The following is a 25191-nucleotide window of genomic DNA, read 5'->3' as shown; positions in this document are numbered from 1 at the left end:
CTTACTCCTACTTGCGCTTCTTGCCGGCGTTACGACGACGCACGATGTACTTGTCGCTTTCCTTGTTGGCGTGACGGGTGCGCCCCTCAGCCTGGCCCCACGGGGAGACGGGGTGACGTCCACCGGACGTCTTGCCCTCTCCACCACCGTGCGGGTGGTCCACCGGGTTCATCGCGACACCGCGGACGGTCGGGCGGACGCCCTTCCAGCGCTTGCGGCCGGCCTTGCCCCAGTTGATGTTGGACTGCTCGGCGTTGCCGACCTCGCCGATCGTCGCACGGCAGCGCGCGTCGACGTTGCGGATCTCGCCCGAGGGCAGACGCAGCTGGGCGTAGGGGCCGTCCTTCGCGACCAGACGCACGGAGGCGCCGGCCGAACGGGCCATCTTCGCGCCGCCGCCGGGGCGGAGCTCGATGGCGTGGATGACGGTACCCGTCGGGATGTTCTTCAGCGGGAGGTTGTTGCCCGGCTTGATGTCGGCGCCGGCACCCGACTCGACGACGTCGCCCTGCTTCAGCTTGTTCGGGGCGATGATGTAGCGCTTCTCGCCGTCGAAGTAGTGCAGCAGCGCGATGCGCGCGGTGCGGTTGGGGTCGTACTCGATGTGAGCGACCTTGGCGTCGATGCCGTCCTTGTCATTGCGACGGAAGTCGATGACGCGGTACTGGCGCTTGTGGCCACCACCGATGTGACGGGTCGTGATGCGGCCCTGGTTGTTGCGGCCACCGGTCTTGCTGAGCGGACGCAGCAGCGACTTCTCCGGCGTCGATCGGGTGATCTCGGCGAAGTCGGCCACCGACGAGCCGCGGCGACCCGGGGTCGTGGGCTTGTACTTGCGAATAGCCATGTTCTGTCCTTATCCCCCGGTCAGTTCACTGCCGTGAAGATGTCGATGGTGCCCGACTTCAGGGCGACGATGGCACGCTTGGTGTCCTTGCGCTTGCCCGTGCCGAAGCGGGTGCGGCGGGCCTTGCCGACGCGGTTGATCGTGTTGACGCTCGCGACCTTGACGTCGAAGATCTTCTCGATGGCGAGCTTGATCTCGGTCTTGGAGGCGCGGGGGTCCACCAGGAAGGTGTACTTGCCCTCGTCGATCAGGCCGTAGCTCTTCTCGGAGACGACCGGCTTCAGGATGATGTCGCGCGGGTCCTTGTTGGCAGCCGCGGCGAGGATGTTGTCGCTCATGCGGAGACCTCCTCGGTTGCGCCGGACTTCAGCGCGACGAACGCGTCGAAGGCCGCCTTGGTGAAGACGATGTCGTCGGAGTTGACCACGTCGTAGGCGTTGAGCTGGTCGGCGTACAGCACGTGCACGGCGGCCAGGTTGCGGACGCTCAGGGCGGTGAGGTCGTCCTCGCGGTCGATGACCACGAGGAGGTTCTTGCCCGGGAGCGACTTCAGGTAGGCGGCGGCCGTCTTGGTGGACGGCTTGCCCTCGATGCCGAAGGACTCGACGACGTGCAGGCGCTCACCGCGGAAGCGGTCGCTCAGCGCACCCACGAGGGCGGCGGCGATCATCTTCTTGGGGGTGCGCTGCGAGTAGTCGCGCGGCTTCGGGCCGTGGACGATGCCACCGCCGGTCATGTGCGGCGCACGAATGGAGCCCTGACGGGCGTTACCCGTGCCCTTCTGCTTGAAGGGCTTGCGACCGGCACCGGAGACCTCACCGCGACGCTTGGTCGAGTGGGTGCCCTGGCGCGCCGCGGCGAGCTGCGCGACGACGACCTGGTGGATCAGCGGAACGTTGGTCTTGGCGTCGAAGATCGCGGCGGGGGCGTCGACCGTACCGGTCTTCTTGCCGCCGGCGAACACGTCGAGCGTCAGAGTGGTGTCAGCCATGGGACTCAGGCACCCTTCACTGCGTTGCGGACGTAGACGATGCGGCCGCGGGCACCGGGGACGGCGCCCTTGACGAGCAGCAGACCCTTCTCGGCGTCGACGGCGTGCACCGTGAGGTTGAGGACGGTCACGCGCTCGCCACCCATACGACCGGCCATGCGCATGCCCTTGAAGACACGGCTCGGGGTCGAGGAAGCACCGATGGAACCGGGCTTGCGGTGGTTACGGTGCGAACCGTGCGAAGCGGACACGCCCTTGAAGTTGTGGCGCTTCATGACACCGGCGAAGCCCTTGCCCTTGCTGGTGCCGACGACGTCGACCAGCTGGCCGGCCTCGAAGGTGCCCTCAACGGTGAGCTCCTGGCCCAGCGTGTAGTCGCCGGCGTCCGCGGTGCGGATCTCGGTGACGTGGCGGCGCGGGGTGACCCCGGCGGCCTCGAAGTGCTTGGCGAGGGGCTGCGTGACCTTGCGCGGGTCGATCTGACCGGCCGCGATCTGCACGGCGTTGTAGCCGTCCTTCTCGGGGGTGCGGATCTGGGTGACCACGTTCGGGGCCAGCTCGATCACGGTGACCGGGACCAGCTTGCCGTTCTCGTTCCAGACCTGGGTCATGCCGAGCTTGGTGCCGAGCAGGCCCTTGGAAATCTTTGCGTTGATGTCGACCATCGTGATCCCCTTACAGCTTGATCTCGATGTTGACGTCAGCAGGAAGGTCGAGACGCATGAGCGAGTCAACGGCCTTCGGCGTCGGGTCGACGATGTCGATCAGACGCTTGTGGGTGCGCATCTCGAAGTGCTCGCGGCTGTCCTTGTACTTGTGGGGCGACCGGATGACGCACACGACGTTCTTCTCGGTCGGAAGCGGCACCGGGCCGACGACGGTCGCGCCCGCACGGGTCACGGTGTCGACGATCTTGCGGGCCGACGTGTCGATGACCTCGTGGTCATACGACTTCAGGCGAATGCGGATCTTCTGTCCCGCCATTGTCTGCTCTCTCTCTTCAAGCGTCTTACCTGCCCGGACCCGGTGGTCCGGGGGCATTGGACGCGCGACGGCGCGGTCTGCGCCTTCGCACTCCTCCTCCCGGCCCGTGTCGCGGATCCGAGGATCCGTTCCCTGGGCCCGTCGAAGGGGCGCACCACTGTTCTGCTGTCAGCCCGGAGCCTCACGACTCGCGGAAGCCGACCCCCGCACATGGCGAGGCCTCGGTGAGGAGGTGTCGGTTGTGTGTTCTGCTGCCCGCGGCCCAGATCCCTGCGCTCGCTTCCCGGAGGAAGGGCGCCGTCTGTGCACTGCCCTGACAGTGATCCGGCGCGCATCGGGACGCACACCGGAATGTGGAACCTCAACAGTCTACGTGCAGCCCGGGCGTGTCGCAAACTCGGGCGTGTCGTGGACGGCGTGTCCGGCGTGTCGCACGCTCGCGGGCACGACGAAGGGCGGGGGCCGAAGCTCCCCGCCCTTCGCGAGATGTCAGTGCTGCGCGGAACGCGTCACTCGTTGCCGACCTGCTTGTCGAGGTTGTCGCGCACCCCGTCGATCTGCTCGGAGGCACCCGGAGCGACCTTCTTGGCGAGGTCGGCGGCGCCACCCAGAACGGTGTCGCTGATGCCTTCGGCCTGCTCGCTGTGCAGCAGCTCCTCGACCTTCTCCTTGTTCTCCTCGAAGAACTCCTTGCCCTTGTTCACCGCGTCGTTGATGGCGTCTCCGAGACCCATGGGGTTCCCTCCCTCGATCGAGCCGACTGTCGGCCCGCACGTGGCCATTCTGCACGGCGGACCAGGGCGTCGACAAGACCCGATCCGACGCAGGATCCGAGTGGCGCCGAGGGAGGGAGCCGACGCACGGCGGGGACGACAAAGGGGCCGGACCCGAAGGCCCGACCCCTTTGCGGTTTGACGCAGGTTTCGACTCGCGCTGCTTCGCAGTGCTCGCTCAACCTGAGTCGATGCCGGCTCAACGCTGACGCATTGAGCCGGCCCGACTCACTTGATGACCTTGGTCACCGTGCCGGCGCCGACGGTGCGGCCACCCTCACGGATCGCGAAGCCGAGGCCCTCTTCCATGGCGATCGGCTGGATCAGGTCGACCTTCATGTCCGTGGTGTCGCCGGGCATGACCATCTCGGTGCCCTCGGGCAGCGAGATGACGCCGGTGACGTCCGTGGTGCGGAAGTAGAACTGCGGGCGGTAGTTCGTGTAGAAGGGGTTGTGGCGGCCACCCTCGTCCTTGGACAGGATGTACGCGGTGCCCTCGAACTCGGTGTGCGGGGTGATCGAACCCGGCTTCACCACGACCTGGCCGCGCTCGACGTCCTCGCGCTTGGTGCCACGGAGGAGAAGACCGCAGTTCTCGCCGGCCCACGCCTCGTCGAGCTGCTTGTGGAACATCTCGATACCCGTGACCGTGGTCTTCTGCGTCGGGCGGATGCCGACGATCTCGACCTCGGAGTTGATCGCGAGGGTGCCACGCTCGGCGCGGCCCGTGACGACGGTGCCACGACCGGTGATCGTGAAGACGTCCTCGATCGGCATCAGGAACGGCTTGTCCTTGTCGCGCACCGGGTCGGGGATCGAGTTGTCGACGGCCTCCATGAGGTCGAGGATGGACTGGGTCCACTTCTCGTCACCCTCGAGGGCCTTCAGGCCGGAGACGCGGACGACCGGAGCCGCCTCGTCGAAGCCCTGGCTGGCGAGCAGCTCGGAGACCTCGAGCTCGACGAGCTCCAGGATCTCCTCGTCGTCGACCATGTCGGCCTTGTTCAGCGCGACGAGCAGGTACGGCACGCCGACCTGCTTGGCGAGCAGCACGTGCTCACGGGTCTGCGCCATCGGGCCGTCGGTGGCCGCGACCACGAGGATCGCGCCGTCCATCTGCGCCGCACCGGTGATCATGTTCTTGATGTAGTCGGCGTGACCGGGCGCGTCGACGTGAGCGTAGTGACGCTTCGGGGTCTCGTACTCGACGTGCGAGATGTTGATCGTGATACCGCGCTGACGCTCCTCGGGAGCGGAGTCGATCGACGCGAAGTCGCGCTGAACGTTGGTGGCCGACGGGAACTTGTCGGCGAGCACCTTCGAGATCGCAGCGGTGAGCGTGGTCTTGCCGTGGTCGACGTGACCGATCGTTCCGATGTTCACGTGCGGCTTGGTCCGCTCGAACTTGGCCTTAGCCACTGGGTCCTCCTCAGGACGTCATGTAGGGGCACCGGGCACTGGATTGTGACCGCTTTCCTACGGGTGTGATTCTCAGTTTAGTAGAGAGACGATGTGAAGTTGTCTGAGTGCCTGGCGGACCCGTGACCGGGGCCCGGATCCGCCAGGCTCCTAGGGCTTACTCGCCCTTGGTCTTCTGGATGATCTCGTCGGCGACGGCGCGCGGGACCTCGGCGTAGCTGTCGAACTCCATGGAGTAGACGGCACGACCGGAGGTCTTCGAACGCAGGTCGCCGATGTAGCCGAACATCTCGGACAGCGGGACCGACGCGCGCACGACCTTGACGCCCTGGGCGTCCTCCATCGACTGGATCTGGCCACGACGCGAGTTCAGGTCGCCGATGACGTCGCCCATGTACTCCTCGGGAGTACGGACCTCGACGGCCATGAGCGGCTCGAGCAGCACGGGGTTCGCGCGGCGGACGGCCTCCTTGAAGCCCATCGAGCCGGCGATCTTGAACGCCATCTCCGAGGAGTCGACGTCGTGCGACGCGCCGTCGATCAGGGTCGCCTTGACACCGACCATCGGGTAGCCCGCGAGGGCTCCGGTGGCCATGGCGTCCTGGAAGCCCTGGTTGGTCGGCTCGATGTACTCGCGCGGGATGCGGCCACCGGTGACGCTGTTGACGAACTCGTAGGTCTGCTCCGCGGTCACCTCGAGCGGCTCGATGGTGAACTGGATCTTGGCGAACTGGCCCGATCCACCCGTCTGCTTCTTGTGGGTGTAGTCGTGCTTCTCGACGGCCTTCTTGATCGTCTCGCGGTAGGCCACCTGCGGCTTGCCGACGTTGGCCTCGACCTTGAACTCGCGCTTCATGCGGTCCACGAGGATGTCCAGGTGCAGCTCGCCCATGCCCTTGATGGTCGTCTGACCGGTCTCCGGGTTGAGCTCCGTGCGGAACGTCGGGTCCTCTTCGGCGAGCTTCTGGATCGCGGTGCCCAGCTTCTCCTGGTCGGCCTTGGTCTTCGGCTCGATGGCGACCTCGATGACCGGCTCCGGGAACGTCATCGACTCGAGGACGACGGGCTGCGCCGGGTCGGCGAGGGTGTCACCGGTGGTGGTGTCCTTCAGGCCGATGACGGCGTAGATGTTGCCCGCGGTGAGCGAGTCGACCGGGTTCTCCTTGTTGGCGTGCATCTGGAAGATCTTGCCGATGCGCTCCTTCTTGCCCTTGGTCGAGTTGATGACCTGGGCGCCGGAGTCGAGGTGACCCGAGTAGACGCGCACGTAGGTGAGGCGACCGAAGAACGGGTGCACGGCGACCTTGAAGGCCAGCGCGGCGAAGGGGTCGTTGGCGTCGGGGTGACGCTCGATGACCTTCTCCTCGTCCTTGGGGTCGTGCGCCTCGATGGCGGGCACGTCCAGCGGGGACGGGAGGTAGTCGACGACCGCGTCGAGCATCGGCTGCACGCCGCGGTTCTTGAACGCGGAGCCGCAGAGCACGGGGTAGATCTCGCTCGCGACGACCATCTTGCGGATGGCGCCCTTGATCTCCGCGATCGTGAGCTCCTCGCCGCCGAAGAACTTCTCGAGCAGCACGTCGTCGGTCTCGGCGACGGTCTCGAGCAGCTGCTGACGGTACTCCTCAGCGCGGTCCTTGAGCTCGGCCGGGATCTCCTGCACCTCGTACGAGGCGCCCATGGTCACGTCACCCTTGGCGTCGCCGGGCCAGACCAGCGCACGCATCTCGATGAGGTCGACGACGCCGACGAAGTCGTTCTCCGCGCCGATCGGCAGCTGCAGCACGAGCGGCTTGGCGCCCAGGCGCTTCACGATGGTGTCGACGGTGTAGTAGAAGTCCGCGCCGAGCTTGTCCATCTTGTTGACGAAGCAGATGCGGGGGACGTTGTACTTGTCGGCCTGACGCCACACGGTCTCGGACTGGGGCTCGACGCCCTCCTTGCCGTCGAAGACGGCGACGGCACCGTCGAGGACGCGGAGCGAGCGCTCCACCTCGACCGTGAAGTCCACGTGACCCGGGGTGTCGATGATGTTGATCTGGTTCTTGTTCCAGAAGCAGGTCACGGCGGCGGACGTGATCGTGATGCCGCGCTCCTTCTCCTGCTCCATCCAGTCGGTCGTCGAGGCGCCGTCGTGGGTCTCGCCGAGCTTGTGGTTCACACCCGTGTAGAACAGGATGCGCTCGGTCGTCGTGGTCTTACCGGCATCGATGTGCGCCATGATGCCGATGTTGCGGACCTTGCTCAGGTCGGTGAGCACTTCTTGTGCCACGGGGTGTCCTTATCTTCTTGCTGTCGTCACGCGACGAAGGAAAGTGTGGGGTGCCGGGACCGGATCCTCTGCGGATCCGATCCCGGCCCGACTGGTGATTACCAGCGGTAGTGCGCGAAGGCGCGGTTCGACTCGGCCATCTTGTGAGTGTCCTCGCGGCGCTTGACCGCGGCACCCAGGCCGTTCGAGGCGTCCAGGATCTCGTTCTGGAGACGCTCGGTCATGGTCTTCTCACGACGGCTCTTGGCGTAGCTGACGAGCCAGCGGAGGGCGAGGGTGTTCGCGCGGTGCGGCTTCACCTCGACCGGGACCTGGTAGGTCGAACCGCCGACGCGGCGGCTCTTGACCTCGAGGGTCGGACGGATGTTGTCGAGAGCCTTCTTCAGCGTCGCGACGGCATCCTGGCCGTTCTTCGCCTCGACACCGGTGAGGGCGCCGTAGACGATGGCCTCAGCGAGCGACTTCTTGCCGTCGATGAGGATCTTGTTGACCAGCTGGCTGACGATCGGTGCGCCGTAGACCGGGTCGTTGACGACGGGGCGCTTGGGGGCGGGGCCCTTACGAGGCATCTAACTCAACCCTTCTTCGCGCCGTAGCGGGAACGAGCCTGCTTACGGTTCTTGACGGCCTGGGTGTCCAGGGCGCCACGGACGATCTTGTAGCGGACACCGGGGAGGTCCTTGACACGACCACCGCGCACGAGCACCAGCGAGTGCTCCTGCAGGTTGTGGCCCTCACCGGGGATGTACGCGGTGACCTCGGTGCCGTTGCGGAGCTTCACACGAGCGACCTTGCGCATCGCCGAGTTCGGCTTCTTCGGGGTGGTGGTGTACACGCGGGTGCACACGCCGGCCTGCTGCGGGTTCGACTTCAGGGCGGGAGCCTTGGTCTTGGTGACCTTCGGCGAACGACCCTTGCGAACCAACTGCTGAATAGTTGGCACTGCTTCTCCTTGTTGTGCTGCACGGTGACAGCGTGATGGGTTTCACATCAGACCCACCCGCACGCCGGATGACGGTGCGCGTTTGGATGGTGGGTATGCCGTGGGGGCGGAACCGGCGAATGCCGGTGCCCGGTACGCGCGCGTCAAGACGCACGCATACCCGCTCTATGGTAATGCGCGGTAACACGGCGGTCAAATGGACGGGACACGGCGCGCCGGGTCGCGGCGAACCCGTGCCGGCCGGGCCGTCTCCCGACCCCGCCGGCGTCCCGGGGCGTCCGCTCCGCTCAGCGCAGATCGCGCAGCCGCGCGGTCATCGTGGCGTGCTCGGCGCGGCATTCCGCCGTCGTCGCGATGATGAGCAGCACCGCGCCCATCACCGCGAGCGTGATCCACCACGGCATCGACTCGATCCCGCGCCCGATCTGCACCGCGAACACGAAGACGTTCTCGATCGGCAGCACGATCAGGCCGATGAGGAACGGGGCGGCGAGCCGCCGCGTCGCCCCCACGAGGATCGCGACCAGGGCGAGGCCCATCACCAGGATCGCCCGCCAGGTGAGCGGATCCGTGAAGGTCGAGACGACCGATGCGAGCAGGGTGACGACGATCCCGGGTCCGAGCAGCGCCCAGGATCCGCGGGCTCGGCTCGGCCAGTCGTGCAGGCCCGCGAAGGGCCCCGCCGGTGCGGAGGCCGCCGCCGTCGACGCAGCGCGCGCGGATCCGGCCTGCATCCCCGCCGCAAGCAGGAACAGCCCCAGCGGGAGGGAGAACCACTCGACCCGCAGATCGCGGGGGCTCCACGCGACGACGGCGGTCACGAAGGCGAGCCCGAAGAGCACCCACACCGGCACCGCGGCGCGGTCCCCGCGTGCGGCCCGTCGGGCGGCGATCACCAGGGCGACGAGGACGACGATCATCAGCGCCCACATCCCCCAGATCGAGAACCAGTCGCGCCGGATCGCCGGCCAGACGCCGGCCGTCACGGCCAGCGCCGCGGGGACGGACAGCCATCGCGCGCCGCGCACGGCGGCATCGGAGGCGATGCCGCGCAGCCCGGCGGCGGCCATCGCCATCCCGGTCCCGCCCGCCGCGGAGAGGGCGAGGCAGGCGAGGAAGAGCGGCGCCGGCGGCAGCGATTCCGGCAGCAGCGGCGCGACTCCCCTCCCCCGCGCCAGCAGGATCGCCTGCGACGTCCCCGCGAGACCGGCCGCCATCGCCGCCGCGCACAGCCACGACCCCGCCGACCGCAGCCGTCGTGCCACGATCGACGTCCCCTCGGCGGCTCCGTCCCCGTCGTCGGTCCGCAGGCGGCGCCGGAGCAGCAGCCCCGCCGCGGCGATCCCCCAGGACGCTGCGATCAGCAGACCGGTGCGCCAGGCCGAGCCGGCCGCATCGCCCACGCTGATGAGCACCAGCATCGGCAGCACCGCGCCGCCCGCCCCCGCCGCGACCAGCGCTCCCCCGCGTCCGCCGCGCAGCGCCCGGACGATCCCCAGCGCGATCGCCACGAGCGACGGCGGCAGCAGATACGCCTCCGCGAGCGTCACCCCCGCCGCGGCGCACGCCGACCAGAGCGCGCCCGTCGCGGCCGCCGCCGCGACCGCGCGCAGGTGGCGCCGTCGCGTGGTGATCGCGGCGAGGCCGGCCCCCGCCGCCAGCACGGCGAGCACGAGGCAGGCCGTGCCGAATCCCGCCGCCGGCCGCACCACCGCCAGCAGCACGGCGACCGCGCCGGTGAGCAGCGTCCCCGCCTCGAGCGCGTGCTGCAGCTGGGCCGCGAGGATCCGTCCCACCCCGCGCTCCGCGAGCACGACGCGGATCCGGCGCGTGCACGGCAGCACGCCGGCGACCAGCGCGGCGATGAGCGGCAGCACCACGGGCGAGGCGCTCGTCGGCAGCAGCTGCGCCCCCAGGCACAGCACGGAGACGGCGAGCGACGGCACCAGCACCGCGGCAGCGAGCAGCCGCACCGCCGGCACGGCGCCGTCGCGCCCCGTGGCCATGAGCAGCACCGCGAGCACCGCCATGGCGGCCGTCGGCAGAGCCGTCCATCCGCTGCGCTCCACGACCACCTGGGCGACCCCGATCGCGAACGGCGCCGCGGCGACCACGAGCGCCGCCAGCCACGAGCGCGCCGGGACGAAGGGCAGCACCGTGATGACCGCGACGGCGAGCAGCCCCGCGGTCGCGGTGAGGCTGAGCAGCGCGACGCCGTCGAGCCCCGCCTGGCCGAGGGCCGCCGCGAGCACGACCAGCGCGTAGCCGAACCCGACGCCGACCAGCCCGAACCGCCAGCCCGGCGGCAGTGCGGCGCCGAGGGCGAAGAGCGCCGCGATGGTGACCGTCCCGGCCAGCGGCATGAGGACGGGATCCGCGGCGCCGACGAGAGCGGCGAGCAGCACGTCGAGATGGGCGACCAGGATCAGCAGCGCCCGGGCGAGCTCGCCGACCCGCGGCCGCGGCACGCGCACGGCCAGCGCGATCGCGACCCCGGCGGCCAGGAGGATGCCGATGCGCAACCAGGCGGGAAGCAGTCCCGACCCTCCGACGGCCAGCACGGCGAGCGCCGCGGGCAGGATCGCCAGGGTCGCGAAGGTCCTCCGGAACATCGCGCTCCTCCGGCGCCCGGACAGCACCGCGACGCCCCCCAGCGCCGCGGCCCCGATGGCGAGGCTCGCGACGAACGCCCACCCGCCCTCCGGCACCGGCACGGCGGCGGGGGACTCGGACCGCACGGCGAGTCGCGAGAGCGTGGTCACGCCGGCGAACGCCGCGAACATCACCCCGGGAAGCAGCGCCACCGCCAGCACCCCCGTCGCCCCGGCGGCGACCGCGACCGGCCGCACCCCGCGCGGCAGCGGCAGCACCGCGCCGAGCAGCACGAGCCCGAGTCCGACGCCGGCGGCGCAGATCACGAGGAACCAGGGGACACTCATCCCGGGCGCGACGCTCAGGGCGACGAGCACCGGTGCGCCGGAACCGGCGACGCCGGCCACGATGCTCCATCCCGCCGCAGCCCCCTGCCGGGCGGAGAGCAGCGCATGCACGCAGACGAGCACCGCGGCGAGCGCGAGCACGGGCACACCGCCCGAGAACAGCACCAGGCGCCCCGCGCTGATCGCGAGCACGGTGGCGATCGCGAAGGCCTGGACGGCGATCAGCGAGCCGCGTTCGACAGCGAACGGGGCCGTGGGGCGGCGCGAGGGCGCCGTCTCGGCGGACGGCGACGAGGGGAGCTCCTCCCGCGCCGGATCCGCCGGCGCGGGCTCCTTCCGTGCGCCCGGCGGTGTCGCGGCATCGTCGACGATCGCCGCCGCAGAGCCTTCGGCGCGCGGATCCGGGAAGCGCGCCCCGATCCGCGGCAGCAGGGCGACCTCTCCCCTCGCCACGAACGCGGCGGCGATGAACGCGAGAGGCGCCCAGTCTCCGGCCCCGGCGACGCCGGCGAGCATCGCGGGAGCCAGCGAGAGCCCGACCACCCCCGCCCAGAGCCAGAGACGCAGGCCGGCGCGTCCGGCGAACGCGAGAAGCGTCCCCGACGCCGCCGCGGTCAGCAGCGCGCCGAGGATCCAGGGGTCCATGCCCGTCGCCGCGGTCACCACCCCGTGCGCCGCGAGCGCGACGAACACCAGGGCCAGGCCGGCGACGGTCTCGGCCGAGAAGCGCAGCCGGCGACGGGCGAGCACGACGGCGCCGAGAGCGAACAGCGCCCCGGTCGCCGCGACGATCGCGGTGCGCACCGCCTCGAGCAGATCCGGCGTGAAGAAGCTGAACACGATCGCCGCCGTGCTGACCAGTCCCGCGCCCGCGAGCGAGAGCAGCGACTGCAGCGGGGCATCTCCCCCGGAGTCGCCGCTCGCAGCAGGCCGCGGCCCGAGCATCGTCGACGCCGACGCCGACGGCGACGGCGACGGCGACGACCCACCGACCTCGCCACCGGCTCCGCCCGCGACGGAGTCGACGCCCTGGACCTGCGCTGCGCCTCCCGGGGCGCCTGCCCGGGCGTCTCGGTCCGCGGGACTCACCCGGGGCAGGCCGGCGACGAGAAGCTCCCGGCGCCGCAGCGCCTCCGCCGCGTCGCGCGACGCCCGCCACACGCCCAGCGCCTCGGGCCCGCGGAAGTCGGCCCCGCAGACGGTGCATGAGGATCCGGTCACCCCGGCGCCGCAGACCGGGCAGCGGGTGTCGTCGTCCAGCCGCGAGATCGCGTCGGCCGCCCAGGGCGCGGTCATGCGTCCTCCTCGGGGATCCAGCGCAGGATCTCACCCGGCTGGCACTCCAGCACCCGGCAGATCGCGTCGAGCGTCGTGAAGCGCACGGCCTTGGCGCGACCGTTCTTGAGCACGGCGACGTTCGCGGGAGTGATCCCGATCGCGTCGGCGAACTCCTGCACGCTCATCTTCTTCTTCGCGAGCTGCACGTCGAGATCGATCACGATGGGCATCAGACGACCTCGGAGAGATCCTGCTCGAGCTCGAGGGCCTTGCGCAGCAGACCGCGCATCACGCCGACGAGGAGGGCCAGGGCGATGCCGATCACGACTCCGACGACGCCGAGCAGGAGGATCGACGGGTTGACGGCCCGGCCGAAGGCGAGCACCACCACCGCACCGGCGATGAGCACCGCGGACGCGGCCATCGTCGCCATGATGACGTCCACGTACCGGAACGCGTCCTGACTGAAGATCCGGTCCTCGCGCACGAGTGAGAGCAGCCGCCAGACGCAGATCAGCACGATCTCGATGAGGGCGACGAGCACGATGCCTCCGACGATGCCCGGCACCGCCAAGTAGGCGAGGTCGGGGTTGCGCTCGGCGGCGAGCAGCGCGACGCCGGGGATGAGGAAGACCTGGGTGGAGAGCAGCAGCGCGAGCAGGACGACGATGAGCGCCTTGAGCGAGGCGGTGATCCGGGGCTGCATGGGGCTCCTATCGAAAAGCGATCTGTATCTATCGAAAAACGATAGCCATGCGAACACGCCGACGCCAGCCGCACCCCGGACTCCCAGCGAACGCTCGGCTGCGCGATCGCGCCACCCGGGCGAGGGATCCGACCCGCTCGCCACCCCGGAGCGTCAGAGCGTGCCGAGATCGAAGGGCGTCAGAGCGTGTCGGGATCGAAGGGCGAGTCCAGAGCCTCGGTGAGCTCGGCGAGCATCGCCTCGATCTGCGGCTCCACGTACTCCGAGATCGCGGCCTGCACGCGCAGCCGGTGACGCAGCAGCAGGCCGCAGATCTCGCGGCCCACGACGTTCGCGTAGTCGTCGGCCAGCGCGACCTCGTGGCGCAGGGCCGCCTTCGCCTCATCGCTGAGCGGCGGCAGCGGCGGCAGCTCCCCCGCGTCCTCGTCCGCCATCCCGGCGAGCGTGAACAGGAACGGGGCGCCGGGCACCGGATCCGGATCCAGCGGCATGCCCTCGTACTCCGGCTCGAGGTCCTCCGTGGGCCGATAGGCGCGAGCGCGGTTGCGGGCCGCCTGCTGGTCGAGCTCGCCCTGCAGCATCGGCAGGTTCCGCGCGGTGTATTCGGCGACGGCGTGGTCGACGATGCCCTTGATCCGGGTGGACAGCCCGTGCTGCACGCCGTGCGGCACGTTGGCCCCGATGCCTGCGGCGGACAGCACCGGCGATCCCAGGCAGCGACGGCACGGAGCGACCCGCCCGCGATGCGTCGCGGGCTCCCAGCGCGGCACCCAGCGCAGCCAGGCCTCGACGGCCTGGTCCACCTGCGTCTCCAGCGAGCGCTCCACGCCTCCAGCGTACGGGGCGGACACGCCCGGGAGGCGGCGGCACGCGAGATCCGCGACACGGCCCCCTGCCCGGTCCCCGGCGCCCGGCGGCCGGTGGACGTCTCGACCGGGTGGCAAGCTGCCGGCGGCCGGTGGACGTCTTGACCGGGAGGAGGTCGATCGACCCAGAACAGGGGGATCCGGCCGGATCCGCCCTCTCCCGGTCAACGGACCTGATCCCGGGCGGATGACGACATGCCGCGGATCCCGGGGCGCGGGATGCTCACGCCCCGTCGTCGTCCTTCTCCCAGGGCCAGCGCGGTGCGCGCGCCGCCGTGCGCCGCAGCGCGATCGCGAGCCAGGCCGCGATGAGCGCCGCCACGACGATCACCGCGCTCGCGCCTCCCAGCACGAGCTGTCCCGCGGCGGCGGTCGCGCCGACCGCACCGGCGCCCTCGGCCACCGCCGCCGCCCACACTCCGCCGAGGTGCGCGAGCGCCGCCCCGAGGGCGAGGAACACGGTCGCGACGAACGACGGGCGCCGGTCGGCGAGCACGGCCCACAGGGCGAGCGCGAACACGAGCACGCCGAGCACCATGCCCAGCACGCCCGGCAGCTGACCGAGCCGGGGCACCGAGATGATGTCCTGCTCGGCGAAGAGGCTCAGCGCCCCGAGGCCCATGATCACGAGCGCGAAGAAGGACACGACGCCGATCACCCAGGCGAGGACAGGGCGAACCCCCGCGGGCTCCGGCTCGCGGGGGTTCGGCGTGATGTCGTCCGTGATGCACTCCTGGCCGTGCGGGCCGGATCCGGCCGCTAGGGCAGCTGGGGACCGGCTTCGAGGACGCGCTCGTACTCGCGCTGCGCCTCCTCGTTCTGAGCGGTGCGGCGGGCGCCGGTGCGCGCAGCCCAGGCGCCGAACCAGATCGTGAGCTCGCGCCCGAAGACGAAGGCGGCGATCGCGAGCGGCGACAGCAGCTGAGCGGCGGCGAGACCCGAGATCTCGGATCCGCCGAGCTTCCAGAACTCGACCGATCCGATCGCGCCGAGCACATGCCCGCCGTAGGCGAAGACGCCGACGATGATGCCGAAGACGACCCAGAAGCCCCAGCGTCCGCGGTTGATGATGCCGCCGAGCAGCCAGAAGCCGATCGCGAAGGCGGCGACGGGAACCCAGAGCCCCGCGGTCCTCAGCTGGTCGAGCACGACCGTGCCGACGTTGTCCGTCGTGACGGTGCCGTTGATCGCGGCGATGCCGAGCGCGGTGCCCAGGTACAGGATCGCGAACGCGATCGCGGCCAGCAGGCCGATGCCGAAGATCGCGCCGCGGTTGCCGCGCTCCCGGGGCGCCTCGGGCGCCTGGACGAAGATCGGGGGCGCGTCGATCACCGCGGCGGGGGCCACGACCGCGGGGGCCACGACGGTGGCCGGCGGCGGGACGAGCACCTGGGTGCGGGCGTCGTCATCGACGCCGACGGCGGTGGTCGGGCTCTCGATGACGGTCGTCTCCGCCACGGTGGGTGCCGGCGGGGTGAACGTGCCGCCGAAGGTTCCGGGGTACGCGGCCTCGGCCTCCTCGAAGGCGGCGAGGTCGTGATCCACCGGCTTCGGTTCCACCGGCTTCGGCTCCGCAGGCGCCTGCTCGGTCGCCGCGCCGCCCGCCTCGGAGGCGGCGTCGGCGGCGCGCGCCGCTTCGGCGAGGCTCTCGTTGGCGCTCTGCGCGACAGCGGCGTGGTCGGGCTGCGCGGGCTCGGACTCGGCCACCGGCTCGGGCTCGGTCACCGGCTCGGCCACGGGCGCGGCCTCTGCCTCGGGCTCCGGCGACGCCTCGGCGGTCGGGTCTGCCGGGGTCGGCGCGGCGTCCTGCGCGTCGGCGGCGGCCTGGGCGTCCGCCTCGGACGCGGCGGCCACGGCGTCGTCGACGTCGTGCGCCTGCGCCGGCTTCGAAACCTCGTGGTCACTCATGGGTGCTCCTCCATCGCGGATGCGGTGCTCCGAGGCTAACTCCGGCTCGTCGCCGCAGGGCGCAGGCATGCCGGGAACCGCTGATGCCGGACGTCGCCCCGCACTCCTTCCGCGACCGGTGGACCGGCGTCAGCGCCCCAGCAGATCTCCGAAATACTTCAGCATCACGGGGCCCATGGGCGCCGCGAGGTACATGAGGCCGGCCACGACGCCCGCGCAGACCACGCCGGCGAGCCACGCGAGCGGAGTGCTGCGACCGCCGATCCGAGCCATGTCTCGAGCCTACGAGCGCTCCCGCGTCCGAGCGGGAGGGCGCGCGGGGCGCGTCGGGCGCGCTCAGCGGGGGCCGGGAGTCGCCACGCCGGGCAGCGCCCATGCCGCGAACGCCGGGCCCTCCGCGACCAGGGCGACAGCGCCGTCCCCGGCCACCGCAAGCGTCGCATCGCCGAACAGCGGCGCGGCGGCCGAGGCACCCGCGAGCGCACCCGGCGGGAGCTCGACATCGGCATCCCCGCGAGCCGCGAGCACCAGCACGGTCTCCGCCGCCGATTCGCGCACGAACACGACGCACTCGTCGTCGACGTGCAGCCAGCGCAGCCCGCCCGTGCCGAGCACCGGGTGCGCACGGCGCAGCCCCACCAGATCGCGGTACAGCGCGATGCGCTCCGCCGTGTGCGCCTCGTCCTCGGTGCCCCACGGGATCGGCGTGCGGCTGGACTCGCCGTCCGCGCCGGTGAGGCCGAACTCGTCGCCCGCGAACACCACCGGCAGCCCGGGCAGCGTCACCGACAGGCCGACCGCGACCGGCACGGTGCCGGCGGCCGCGTTCGTCGCGAACCGCGCGGTGTCGTGCGTGTCCAGCGGCTGCATGTTGCCGAGCCGCACCCGCCAGGGGATCCCCCCGGTGAAGCGCGTGATCGAGTCGACGAAGTCGCGCGCGGTGTATCGCGGGATCCCGCCCACCTGCATCCCGAAGAACCAGCTCTCCGTGCGCTCCTCGCCCTCGGCGGTGAGATACGGCGCGCCGGTCGGCGCGCTGAGCCAGGCCCACACCGGACGGGTGAACGACGGGTAGGTCATGGCACCGTCCCAGCCGTCGCCCTGCAGGTCGCTCGTCGCGTCGTTCGTCGATTCGCCGAGCAGGATGGCGTCGGGGTTGATCCCCCGGACGGTGTCGCGCAGCAGCCGGCGCACCTCGGCGTTCAGGTCGATCGCGCCGAGCCGCCCGGTCATGTTCGCCACGTCGACGCGCCAGCCGTCGGCGCCGAACGGCGGCTTCAGCCAGCGGGCGACCGCGGAGTCCTCGCCGGTGATGAAGCGCGCGCGCAGCTCCTCGCTCGACCAGTCGAACTTGGGCAGGCTCTTCGCGCCCAGCCAGCACTCGTACTCGGTGTTGTCCGCGTCGGTGAAGTAGTAGAACTCCTCCTCCGGCGCGCCGGGGTGGCCGAACGCCGCGCGGAACCACTCGTGGCGGTCGCCGGAGTGGTTGCTGGTGAGGTCGCCGATCACCCGGATGCCGCGGGCGTGCGCCTCGGCGATGAGGCGGGCATAGGCCTCGTCGCCGCCGAGCAGCGGATCCACGCGTGAGAAGCTCGAGGCGTCGTAGCGATGGTTGGACGCGGCGGGGAACACCGGGGTCAGGTAGAGCAGGTTCACCCCGAGCCGCACGAGGTGGTCGAGGTGCTCGACGATCCCGGGCAGGTCGCCGCCGTAGAACTGGTGGACGCGACCGGGCATGACCGGATCCACCGGGGTGTCCCACGCGGCCGGGACGGCCCAGTCCGGCGTCGGGTGCGCGTCGGCCTGCGCCGACCGCGCGAAACGATCGGGGAACACCTGGTACATCACCGACCCGTGCAGCCAGGCCGGAGGCGCGGGCTCGGCGACGAGCGCGAAGTCCTCGGCGTCGAGGGTCTCCAGCCGGTGGATCCCGGTCTGGTTCAGCCACTCGATCCGGCCGTCCTCGTGCTGCAGCAGGAAGCGGTAGCCGTGCCGCGGGTTGCGCACGGTGACGGGCGCCTCCCACCAGTCCCACCCGTCGGCGGATCCGAGCAGCTCGGCGTCGGTCCACTCCGGCTCGTGGTCGGGGTTCGAGCGGGTGCGCACGGCGGCGAGCGGGCCGTAGCCCGCCGGCACGCGCAGACGCACGCGGACCACGTCGCCGAGGGCCGGGGCGTCGTCCGAGACGTGCAGCGCGGATCCGTCGTGGTGCGGGAGGAGGTCGGTCACGCTCCCTCACGCTACTCGCCGCGCCGCCGCTCGTTACACTGCCTGTATGGCTGACAGCTCATTCGACATCGTGTCCAAGGTGGATCGCCAGGAGGCCGACAACGCCCTCAACCAGGCCCGCAAGGAGATCGAGCAGCGCTACGACTTCAAGGGCGTCGGCGCATCGATCGCGTGGAGCGGCGAGAAGATCGTGATCCTGGCGAACGCGACCGCCGCGTGCCCGGCGAGGACCGCGTTCAGCCACCCGGCGTGCACGGCCATGGTCTGCTCCGGCCGCCAGGCCAGGTTCACATCCACCGGGTCGTCCGGATCCGCGACCGCGTTCTGCGCGCGGGTGTAGAACCCGAGGTCCACCTGCGGGGCGCGATCGAGGGGGCGCCGCTTGGCCTGCAAGCTCACGAGCGGGGCGAGCGTCTCCCGGGTGAAGCGGGAGAGCTGGAACTCCAGCCACGGGCTGTTCAGGATGACCGCCGACGCCATGCCGGGGTTGCGCGCCGCCCAGAGGCTCAGCGTCAGTCCGCCCGTGGAGTGTCCGAGCAGCACCAGACGACGCGGAGCCCCCCGGGGCTGCTCCGCCTGCATCGCGGCGAGCGCCGCGGCGATGTCCGCGTCGTACTCCGCGAGATCCGAGATGAACCCGGGCGTCTGCCCCGGCCGCAGGCTCCGGCCGTACTTGCGCAGGTCGAGGGCGAAGAAGCGCGCGCCCCGCGCCGTCCAGAACCGCGCCAGCCGCTTCTGGAAGAAGTAGTCCGACCAGCCGTGCACGTACAGCACATCGGTGTCGGCGAGCGCGCGCCCGTCCCCGAACAGTCTCCGCCAGACGGTGCGCTCGGGCAGCGCCCGCACCAGCGTCGCGACGACCTCGCCCTCGTCGTCGGAGCCCAGCGGCAGGGTGAGCTGCTCGAACTCGTCGCCGAGCACGTCGGGCATCCACGTCTGCGGATCCGATGCGACGGTCATGCCCCCAGCGTAGCGACGCGGCCGGGCGCCGTCCTGTGAAGGGAGGCCGTCGGACCACTCCCCCGGGCAGGGCGTGTCCTCTACGCTGGGGCCAGAACCGCACCGAGGAGGATCCATGAGCCGTCCGCACCTTCCGTCCGCCCTGCTGGCCGGCGTCCTCATCGCCTCCGCCGGTCTCGGCCTCGCCGCCTGCTCGAGCGCCGGCAGCCCCGCCACCACGACGCCGGCGGCTTCGTCGTCCGCGAGCCCCAGCCCGAGCGCTCAGCAGCTGCCGCCGATCATGGCCGATCTGAAGACGGTCGACGGAACCACCGTGTCCGTGCCGCTCGACAACGTGATCGTGCTGACCGGCGACACGGAGGACTTCAAGAGCTGGACCGCGAAGATCGAGGATCCGACCATCGTGTCCTTCACGCCCGGCAAGGACGACGGATCCGCGCAGTTCAACCCCGGGCTCTCCCCGATCACCACGGGCACGACGACGGTGACGCTCGACAACAGCGCATCGGGCGCGCACGTCGTGTTCACGGTCGTGGTGACCGCGAAGAACTAGCGTCGCGTCGATCCCGGCCCGGGCCGGAAGGCGTGCGGTGCGAGCGGGTCACTCCCCGCGGGAGATGCGGACCATGTCCTCGCGGGGCACGACCTTGATCCTGGCGCGCTCCTCGGGAGCGCCGAGGGCGATCTCGTGCTCGTCCAGGCGGTGCCAGCCGTCGAGGTCGGTCCAGCGCACGCCGCGCTCGGCGAGCAGCGCGGGGATCGCCGCCTCCGACGGGTCCTCCGGCTGCCACCACGAGCCCTGGTCGTTGATGAGGTGACGCACGGTCTCCATCGCGTCGGACTTGGTGTGCCCGATCAGTCCCACGGGTCCGCGCTTGATCCAGCCCGTCGCGTAGATGCCGGGGACGCGCTGGTTCGAGTCCTTCGCGAGCACCTGTCCCTCGCGGTTCGGGATCACGCCGTGCTTCTTGTCGAAGGGCACTCCCGACAGCGGGGATCCGAAATACCCGACCGCTCGGTACAGCGCCTGGATCGGCACCTCGCGCAGCTCGCCCGTGCCCACCGCACCGCCGTTGCCGTCGGGCTGGGTGCGCTCGTAGACGAGGGCGGCGACGCGGCCCGCGTCGTCCGTGCGGACCTCGACCGGGCGCGCCCAGAAGTGCAGGTGCAGCCGACGCGAGGCGGTGCCTCCGGCGTTGTTCACCGAATCGCGCTTGCGCCACGACTGCAGGACGCGGTCGATGACCATGACCTGCTTGTTGCTCGCGATCGCGTCGCGCGAGGCGTCGTCGTAGTCGAAGTCCTCGTCGTAGACGACCATGTCGACGTCGCGCAGCTCGCCGAGCTCGCGCAGTTCGAGCGGCGTGAACTTCACCTGGGCCGGGCCGCGGCGTCCGAACACGTGCACGTCGGTGACGGCGCTGTCCTTCATGCCCTCGTACACGTTCGCCGGCACCTCGGTGACGAGCAGGTCCTCCGCGTGCTTGGCCAGCATCCGCGACACGTCGAGGGCCACGTTGCCGTTGCCGATCACCGCGACGCTCGCGGCGTCCAGGGGCCATTCGCGCGGCACGTCGGGATGCCCGTCGAACCAGCTGACGTAGTCGGCGGCGCCGTAGGATCCGATCGCGTCGACGCCCGGGATGTCCATGTCGGTGTCGCGGCGGGCCCCGGTCGCGAAGATCACGGCGTTGTAGTGCCGCTTGAGATCGTCGAGCGTGATGTCGGTGCCGAAGTCCACGTTGCCGAAGAGGCGGATGTCGCCGCGGTCGAGCACGTCCCGGAGCGCCGTGATGATGCCCTTGATCCGGGGGTGGTCGGGGGCGACGCCGTACCGCACCAGGCCGTAGGGCGCGGGCAGCTTCTCGAACAGGTCGATCGACACGTCGAAGCGGCGTTCGGCCTTCAGCAGGAGGTCGGCGGCATAGATGCCGGCGGGGCCGGCGCCGACGATGGCAAGCCTGAGCTTGGTCATGGGGATCCTTTCGGCTGCCCGGGATGCGGGCGGAGCGTGCGTCAGCTGCTGCGGTCGGCGAGCGACTGCGCGAATCGGGTGAGCGCCTCGCGCACCGGACCCTTGGGCAGCACGTCGAGCTCGTCGATCGCGCCCTGGGTCCAGCTGCGGGCCAGGTCGAGCGTCTTGCGGGTGACGTCGTGATCGCGCAGGCGCGCGAGGGCGTCGTCGAGGATCGACGGATCCTCGCCCGCGGCGATGCGCTGCACGCCCTCGTCGATCTCGGCGGCGAGGGCGACCGAGACGGGATCCGTCTCGACGCCGAGCAGCAGCGACGGCATCGTCGGCACGCCGGCGCGCAGATCCGTCCCCGGCACCTTCCCGGTGTCCTCGGGCTTGGACGACAGATCGATCACGTCGTCGAGCAGCTGGAATGCGACGCCGACCTTCTCGCCGTAGACCCGCAGCGGCTCCTCGAAGGCGGAGGGGGCGCCGGAGAAGATCACGCCGGCCTGCGTCGCCGCGGCGATGAGGGATCCGGTCTTGTCCGCGAGCACCTGGATGTAGAACTCGATCGGGTCGTCGTCCTCCTGCGGGCCCACCGTCTCGTGCATCTGACCGAGCACGAGACGCTCGAAGGTGTCGGCCTGCAGCCGGATCGCACGGTCGCCGTGGCCGGACATGAGCTTGAGCGCCCGGGAGAACAGGATGTCGCCGGTGAGGATCGCGACGTTGTTGCCCCACACCGCGTGCGCCGCGGGTACGCCCCGACGGCGGTCGGCGCCGTCCATGACGTCGTCGTGGTAGAGCGATCCGAGGTGCGTCAGCTCGAGCGCCTTGGCGATGTCGACGACGGCGGGCAGATTGCCCCCGCCGAGCTGCGCGGTGAGCAGGGCGAGCACCGGGCGCACCCGCTTGCCGCCCGCCTCGTACAGGTAGCGGCTGGTCGCATCGGCCAGCGCGTCGGCGACGTGCAGATCCTCGGCGAGACCGGATTCGACGAGGTCGAGGCCCGCCTCGACCTCGCGGGCGAGCTTGCGCGCGGCGGGACCGACGAAGACGCGGTCGCTGAAACCGAGACGGCTCGCGAGGCGCGAACCCGTGGCGGCGGAGCTCGAAGTCACGGATCCAGCCTACCTGCGAACGCCGGAGGGTGAGCGCGGCCCGTCAGGCGCGCGGCTTGCGGGCGCGGTGCAGCGCCACCATCCCGAAGGACAGATTGCGCCAGGCCACGTCGATCCACCCGGCCTCGCGCAGCCACGCGGCGAGGGTGCGCTGGTCGGGCCACTCCCGGATCGACTCGTTGAGGTAGTCGTACGCCTCGCCGTTGGTGCCGGCGACGCGGGCCACGCGCGGCAGCACCTGGGAGTTGTAGAGCTTGTAGAACCCGCGCACGAGCTTCGCCGGCGGCGTGGAGAACTCGTTGATCACGACGCGTCCGCCCGGCTTCGTCACCCGGAACAGCTCCGCGATCGCCTTCTTCGGCTCCTGGACGTTGCGCAGGCTGTACGACATGGTCACCGCGTCGAAGCTCGCGTCCTCGAACGGGAGGTTCATGGCGTCGGCCTCGACGAAGCTGAGGTTCGGCAGGTCGCCGTGCCGGCGCTTCCCCTCCGCGAGCATCCCGGGCGAGAAGTCGGCCGCGACCACGTCGGCGCCGCTGCGCGCGAGCGAGGCGGACGAGGACGCCGTGCCCGCCCCGAGATCCAGGATCCGCTCGCCCTTCTTCGGGGCGACCGCGCGGGTCGTGGCCGCCCGCCAGAGCGCGTCGTTGCCGACCGTCATCACGGTGTTGGTGCGGTCGTAGCCGGCCGCGACCTGATCGAACATGCCGCTGACGCGCGACGGATCCTTGCCGAGGTCGGCGCGGTTGGGCTGCTCGTTCGCACTCACCCGTCCAGCCTACGCGGCCGTCCATTCCGAGTCGTCTCCCTGAGCACGACCTATAGCTCGTGCTCAGGGAGACGACTCGGAATGGAGGGCAGAGCGAGCGCGGCGAGCCGGTCCAGCCAGACATCGGCCGTCGCGTCGTCGAACGGCGGCACCTGCGCGCGCACGCGCTGCTCGAGCTCTGCCGCGAGCGCCTCCAGCCGCTGCTGCACCTCGGCGGGATAGCCGTAGTGCACGCGGTGCTCGTCCCACTCGTCCTCGTCATCGATCCAGGTGCCGCGCTCCCCCTCGACGCGCACGACGTCGAGATCCATGTCGATGCCGGTGAAGAGCACCGGGACACCGGCGGTGGACGCCTCCGGATCCTGCTCCGCGACGGCGCGCAGGTCCCACGCGAGATCGATGTAGATGCGCATGCCGTGGGGGTGGTCGCGGTTGACCGTCAGGGCGAAGTCGCCGCTCGGCGGCACCAGGGTGACGTTGGGCCCCGGGGCCGTGAACGAGCGGGCGGGGCGCTCGCTGCCCCATCCCGCGGGCTGCCCCACCCAGTCCCCCCAGTCGTCGGCGCCGAGGTACACGCACTCGTGGCGCCAGTGCGGGGATCCGTCCCACTTGCGCCACTGGAAGACGATCTCGGTTCCGGATGCAGGGCGTTCGGCAGTCACGGTCACACTCTAGGCGGCGGGGTCACCCTCCCGGGGCGCGGGTCACCGTCCCGCCGGCGCGGTCACCCTCCCGGGGGCGCGGGTCATCGTCCCGCCGGCGCGGGTCACCCTCCCGCCGGCGCGGGTCGCCTCCCGGCGGCGCGGGTCACCGCGAGACCGATCCTGCGTCACGAGACCCTGCGGCCTATCGTCGGTCTCGTGACGAGGCATCGGTCTCGCGGTCGGAGGCCGGGCGCGACGGCGGGGGCGCGGCACGCAATAGGCTGGATCCGTGAGTGCCGGCCTGGTCGTTCAGACGCGAGAGTTCGACCTCGCCGACGACCTGCTCGGCTATGCGGACCCAGCGGATCCCCGCGCCTGGCTGCGCCGGGGCGACGGGATCGTCGCGGCGGGCGCCGACGTCGCCCGGGTCGTGCGCGTGTCGCGGGGCGCCGAGCCCCGCACCGCCGCCCTGAGTCGCGCTTGGGATGAGATCCGCGGATCCGCCCGTGTCGACGACGGGGTGCGGCTGCCCGGTACCGGGCTGGTCGCCTTCGCGGCACTGGTGTTCGACGAGGCGTCGGCCGCCGACAGCGTGCTGATCGTGCCGCGCACCGTGATCGGGCGCCACGGCGGACGCACCTGGATCACGCGGATCCGCGACGCCGACGACCCCGGCCTCGACGCCGACGCCGACGCGGGCGCCGCGACCGCCCCGGCCCCCACCGCGCTCGGCCCGCACTGGGCGGGCACCCTCGGCCCGGGCGCTCAGACCGCGCAGGGCTATCAGGCGTCCGTGCGGGCGGCCCTCTCCGCGATCGCCGACGCCCGGTACGGCAAGGTGGTGCTCGCGCGCGACCTCGTCGGCACGGTGCCCGCCGGATCCGATCTGCGCCGGCTCGTGCGGGCGCTGAGCACCGAGTACCCCGACACGTGGGCGTTCGCCGTGGACGGCCTCATCGGCGCGAGCCCGGAGACCCTGGTGACGGCGCAGGACGGCGTGGTGACCGCCCGGGTGCTGGCCGGGACCACCGCGCGCGGAGCCGATGCGGTCACCGACGCCCGCGCGGCCGCCGCGCTGGCCGACAGCCCCAAGGACAACGACGAGCACGCGTTCGCGGTGCGCAGCGTCGTCGCGTCGCTGGCCCCGCACACGACCGCGCTCGACGCCGACGGCGGACCGTTCATCCTCGAGCTGCCGAACCTGTTCCATCTCGCCACCGACGTGCGCGCCCGCCTCAGCGACGGCGCGTCCGCCCTCGACCTCGCCGCGGCGCTGCATCCGACGGCCGCCGTCGCGGGGACGCCGACCGACGCGGCCATCGCGGCGATCCGCGAGCTCGAGCCCTTCGACCGGGGACGCTACGCGGGCCCCGTGGGCTGGATCGACGCGCAGGGCAACGGCGAATGGGCGATCGCCCTGCGCTGCGCCCAGTTCGACGTCGCCGGGTCCGATCGTGGAGCGCCGATCGGGCTCACCGCCTATGCCGGAGCGGGAATCGTCGCCGGCAGCGACCCCGAGGCGGAGATGCTCGAGACGCGGGTGAAGTTCCGCCCGATCGTCGACGCCCTGGCCTGAACCGCGGGC

Annotated in this window: 25 protein-coding genes and 1 pseudogene; 3 read left to right on the top strand and 23 right to left on the bottom strand. The window is 71.2% G+C overall.

The annotated features are described in order from the left end of the window. Positions 1–7: 7 nt before the first annotated feature. The 18 genes from rplB to WFJ17_RS12805 all read right to left on the bottom strand — a co-directional run bounded on the left by rplB (position 8) and on the right by WFJ17_RS12805 (position 18155). Positions 8–847: a 50S ribosomal protein L2 gene (gene rplB / locus WFJ17_RS12890; protein WP_251445550.1), complete on the bottom strand. Its 840-nt coding sequence runs from the start codon at positions 845–847 to the stop codon at positions 8–10. A gap of 20 nt (positions 848–867) precedes the next feature. After that, a complete protein-coding gene (rplW, locus tag WFJ17_RS12885) occupies positions 868–1185 on the bottom strand; it encodes a 50S ribosomal protein L23 (protein ID WP_045249924.1) in 318 nt (105 codons plus the stop codon). Next, positions 1182–1838 (bottom strand): 50S ribosomal protein L4, encoded by a 657-nt coding sequence (gene rplD, locus WFJ17_RS12880; RefSeq protein WP_292883721.1) that lies wholly within the window; start codon positions 1836–1838, stop codon positions 1182–1184. Before rplD ends, rplW begins: the two co-directional genes overlap by 4 nt. A 5-nt stretch (positions 1839–1843) precedes the next feature. Next, positions 1844–2503 carry a 50S ribosomal protein L3 gene (gene rplC / locus WFJ17_RS12875; RefSeq protein WP_251445543.1) on the bottom strand — a complete coding sequence of 220 codons (660 nt, stop codon included), beginning with the start codon at positions 2501–2503 and terminating at the stop codon, positions 1844–1846. Positions 2504–2513: 10 nt separating this feature from the next. Beyond that, positions 2514–2822, bottom strand: coding sequence for a 30S ribosomal protein S10 (gene rpsJ, locus WFJ17_RS12870; protein ID WP_017201594.1), 309 nt, complete (start codon positions 2820–2822; stop codon positions 2514–2516). Positions 2823–3331: 509 nt separating this feature from the next. Next, complete coding sequence (locus WFJ17_RS12865) at positions 3332–3556, bottom strand: hypothetical protein (protein ID WP_251445541.1); 225 nt, start codon at positions 3554–3556, stop codon at positions 3332–3334. 267 nt (positions 3557–3823) lie between these two features. Next, entirely contained in the window at positions 3824–5014 is a 1191-nt protein-coding gene (tuf, locus tag WFJ17_RS12860) for an elongation factor Tu (RefSeq protein WP_251445538.1), read from the bottom strand. A 157-nt stretch (positions 5015–5171) separates the two neighbouring features. After that, complete coding sequence (fusA, locus tag WFJ17_RS12855) at positions 5172–7286, bottom strand: elongation factor G (protein WP_292883716.1); 2115 nt, start codon at positions 7284–7286, stop codon at positions 5172–5174. Between the two features lie 98 nt (positions 7287–7384). Then, positions 7385–7855 (bottom strand): 30S ribosomal protein S7, encoded by a 471-nt coding sequence (rpsG, locus tag WFJ17_RS12850; protein WP_251445535.1) that lies wholly within the window; start codon positions 7853–7855, stop codon positions 7385–7387. Between the two features lie 5 nt (positions 7856–7860). Next, a complete protein-coding gene (rpsL, locus tag WFJ17_RS12845; protein WP_017201609.1) occupies positions 7861–8229 on the bottom strand; it encodes a 30S ribosomal protein S12 in 369 nt (122 codons plus the stop codon). 287 nt (positions 8230–8516) lie between these two features. Further along, positions 8517–12464, bottom strand: a complete 3948-nt coding sequence (locus WFJ17_RS12840; protein ID WP_336648624.1) for an SCO7613 C-terminal domain-containing membrane protein — start codon at positions 12462–12464, stop codon at positions 8517–8519. Then, positions 12461–12676, bottom strand: a complete 216-nt coding sequence (locus tag WFJ17_RS12835; RefSeq protein ID WP_251445528.1) for a helix-turn-helix domain-containing protein — start codon at positions 12674–12676, stop codon at positions 12461–12463. The genes WFJ17_RS12840 and WFJ17_RS12835 overlap by 4 nt, the downstream gene beginning before the upstream one ends. Next, positions 12676–13152, bottom strand: coding sequence for a DUF2975 domain-containing protein (locus WFJ17_RS12830; protein ID WP_251445524.1), 477 nt, complete (start codon positions 13150–13152; stop codon positions 12676–12678). Before WFJ17_RS12830 ends, WFJ17_RS12835 begins: the two co-directional genes overlap by 1 nt. A gap of 179 nt (positions 13153–13331) precedes the next feature. Continuing rightward, positions 13332–13979 carry a spermidine/putrescine ABC transporter substrate-binding protein gene (locus WFJ17_RS12825; RefSeq protein WP_251445521.1) on the bottom strand — a complete coding sequence of 216 codons (648 nt, stop codon included), beginning with the start codon at positions 13977–13979 and terminating at the stop codon, positions 13332–13334. Between the two features lie 262 nt (positions 13980–14241). After that, complete coding sequence (locus tag WFJ17_RS12820) at positions 14242–14676, bottom strand: hypothetical protein (protein ID WP_292883702.1); 435 nt, start codon at positions 14674–14676, stop codon at positions 14242–14244. A 101-nt stretch (positions 14677–14777) separates the two neighbouring features. Next, a complete protein-coding gene (locus WFJ17_RS12815; RefSeq protein ID WP_251445515.1) occupies positions 14778–15926 on the bottom strand; it encodes an ABC transporter in 1149 nt (382 codons plus the stop codon). 129 nt (positions 15927–16055) lie between these two features. Beyond that, positions 16056–16199 (bottom strand): hypothetical protein, encoded by a 144-nt coding sequence (locus WFJ17_RS12810; RefSeq protein ID WP_251445512.1) that lies wholly within the window; start codon positions 16197–16199, stop codon positions 16056–16058. A gap of 63 nt (positions 16200–16262) precedes the next feature. Further along, the gene (locus tag WFJ17_RS12805; RefSeq protein ID WP_336648623.1) at positions 16263–18155 is read right to left on the bottom strand and encodes a glycoside hydrolase family 13 protein; all 1893 of its coding nucleotides are present in this window, start codon (positions 18153–18155) and stop codon (positions 16263–16265) included. Positions 18156–18201: 46 nt separating this feature from the next. Between WFJ17_RS12805 and WFJ17_RS12800 the strand changes: the two are divergent. Beyond that, a pseudogene (locus WFJ17_RS12800) lies at positions 18202–18363 on the top strand (DUF520 family protein); the annotation flags it as partial. On the opposite strand, the gene WFJ17_RS12795 reads toward WFJ17_RS12800, so the two are convergent. Further along, the gene (locus tag WFJ17_RS12795; RefSeq protein ID WP_336648931.1) at positions 18294–19085 is read right to left on the bottom strand and encodes an alpha/beta hydrolase; all 792 of its coding nucleotides are present in this window, start codon (positions 19083–19085) and stop codon (positions 18294–18296) included. The pseudogene WFJ17_RS12800 and the gene WFJ17_RS12795 sit on opposite strands and share 70 nt — an antisense overlap. Before the next feature lie 145 nt (positions 19086–19230). Between WFJ17_RS12795 and WFJ17_RS12790 the strand changes: the two genes are divergently transcribed. Continuing rightward, a complete protein-coding gene (locus tag WFJ17_RS12790; protein ID WP_251445500.1) occupies positions 19231–19668 on the top strand; it encodes a hypothetical protein in 438 nt (145 codons plus the stop codon). 48 nt (positions 19669–19716) lie between these two features. On the opposite strand, the gene WFJ17_RS12785 is transcribed toward WFJ17_RS12790, so the two are convergent. From WFJ17_RS12785 to WFJ17_RS12770, 4 genes are read right to left on the bottom strand one after another with little or no spacing between them, the layout of a single operon-like run. Then, complete coding sequence (locus WFJ17_RS12785) at positions 19717–21090, bottom strand: FAD-dependent oxidoreductase (RefSeq protein ID WP_251445497.1); 1374 nt, start codon at positions 21088–21090, stop codon at positions 19717–19719. Positions 21091–21131: 41 nt separating this feature from the next. Beyond that, complete coding sequence (locus WFJ17_RS12780; protein ID WP_251445494.1) at positions 21132–22193, bottom strand: polyprenyl synthetase family protein; 1062 nt, start codon at positions 22191–22193, stop codon at positions 21132–21134. Positions 22194–22236: 43 nt separating this feature from the next. Then, positions 22237–22962, bottom strand: coding sequence for a class I SAM-dependent methyltransferase (locus WFJ17_RS12775; protein WP_292883677.1), 726 nt, complete (start codon positions 22960–22962; stop codon positions 22237–22239). Between the two features lie 50 nt (positions 22963–23012). Next, entirely contained in the window at positions 23013–23624 is a 612-nt protein-coding gene (locus tag WFJ17_RS12770; RefSeq protein ID WP_251445491.1) for a hypothetical protein, read from the bottom strand. Positions 23625–23895: 271 nt separating this feature from the next. Between WFJ17_RS12770 and WFJ17_RS12765 the strand changes: the two genes are divergently transcribed. Then, positions 23896–25182 (top strand): isochorismate synthase, encoded by a 1287-nt coding sequence (locus tag WFJ17_RS12765; protein ID WP_336648622.1) that lies wholly within the window; start codon positions 23896–23898, stop codon positions 25180–25182. Positions 25183–25191 lie beyond the last annotated feature (9 nt).

Origin of the sequence: Microbacterium sp. MMO-10, from assembly GCF_037148715.1 — a bacterium.
Taxonomy (GTDB): Bacteria; Actinomycetota; Actinomycetes; order Actinomycetales; family Microbacteriaceae; genus Microbacterium.
Note: the sequence above shows the minus strand (reverse complement) of the source record. Positions and strands in the feature narration are given on the sequence as shown.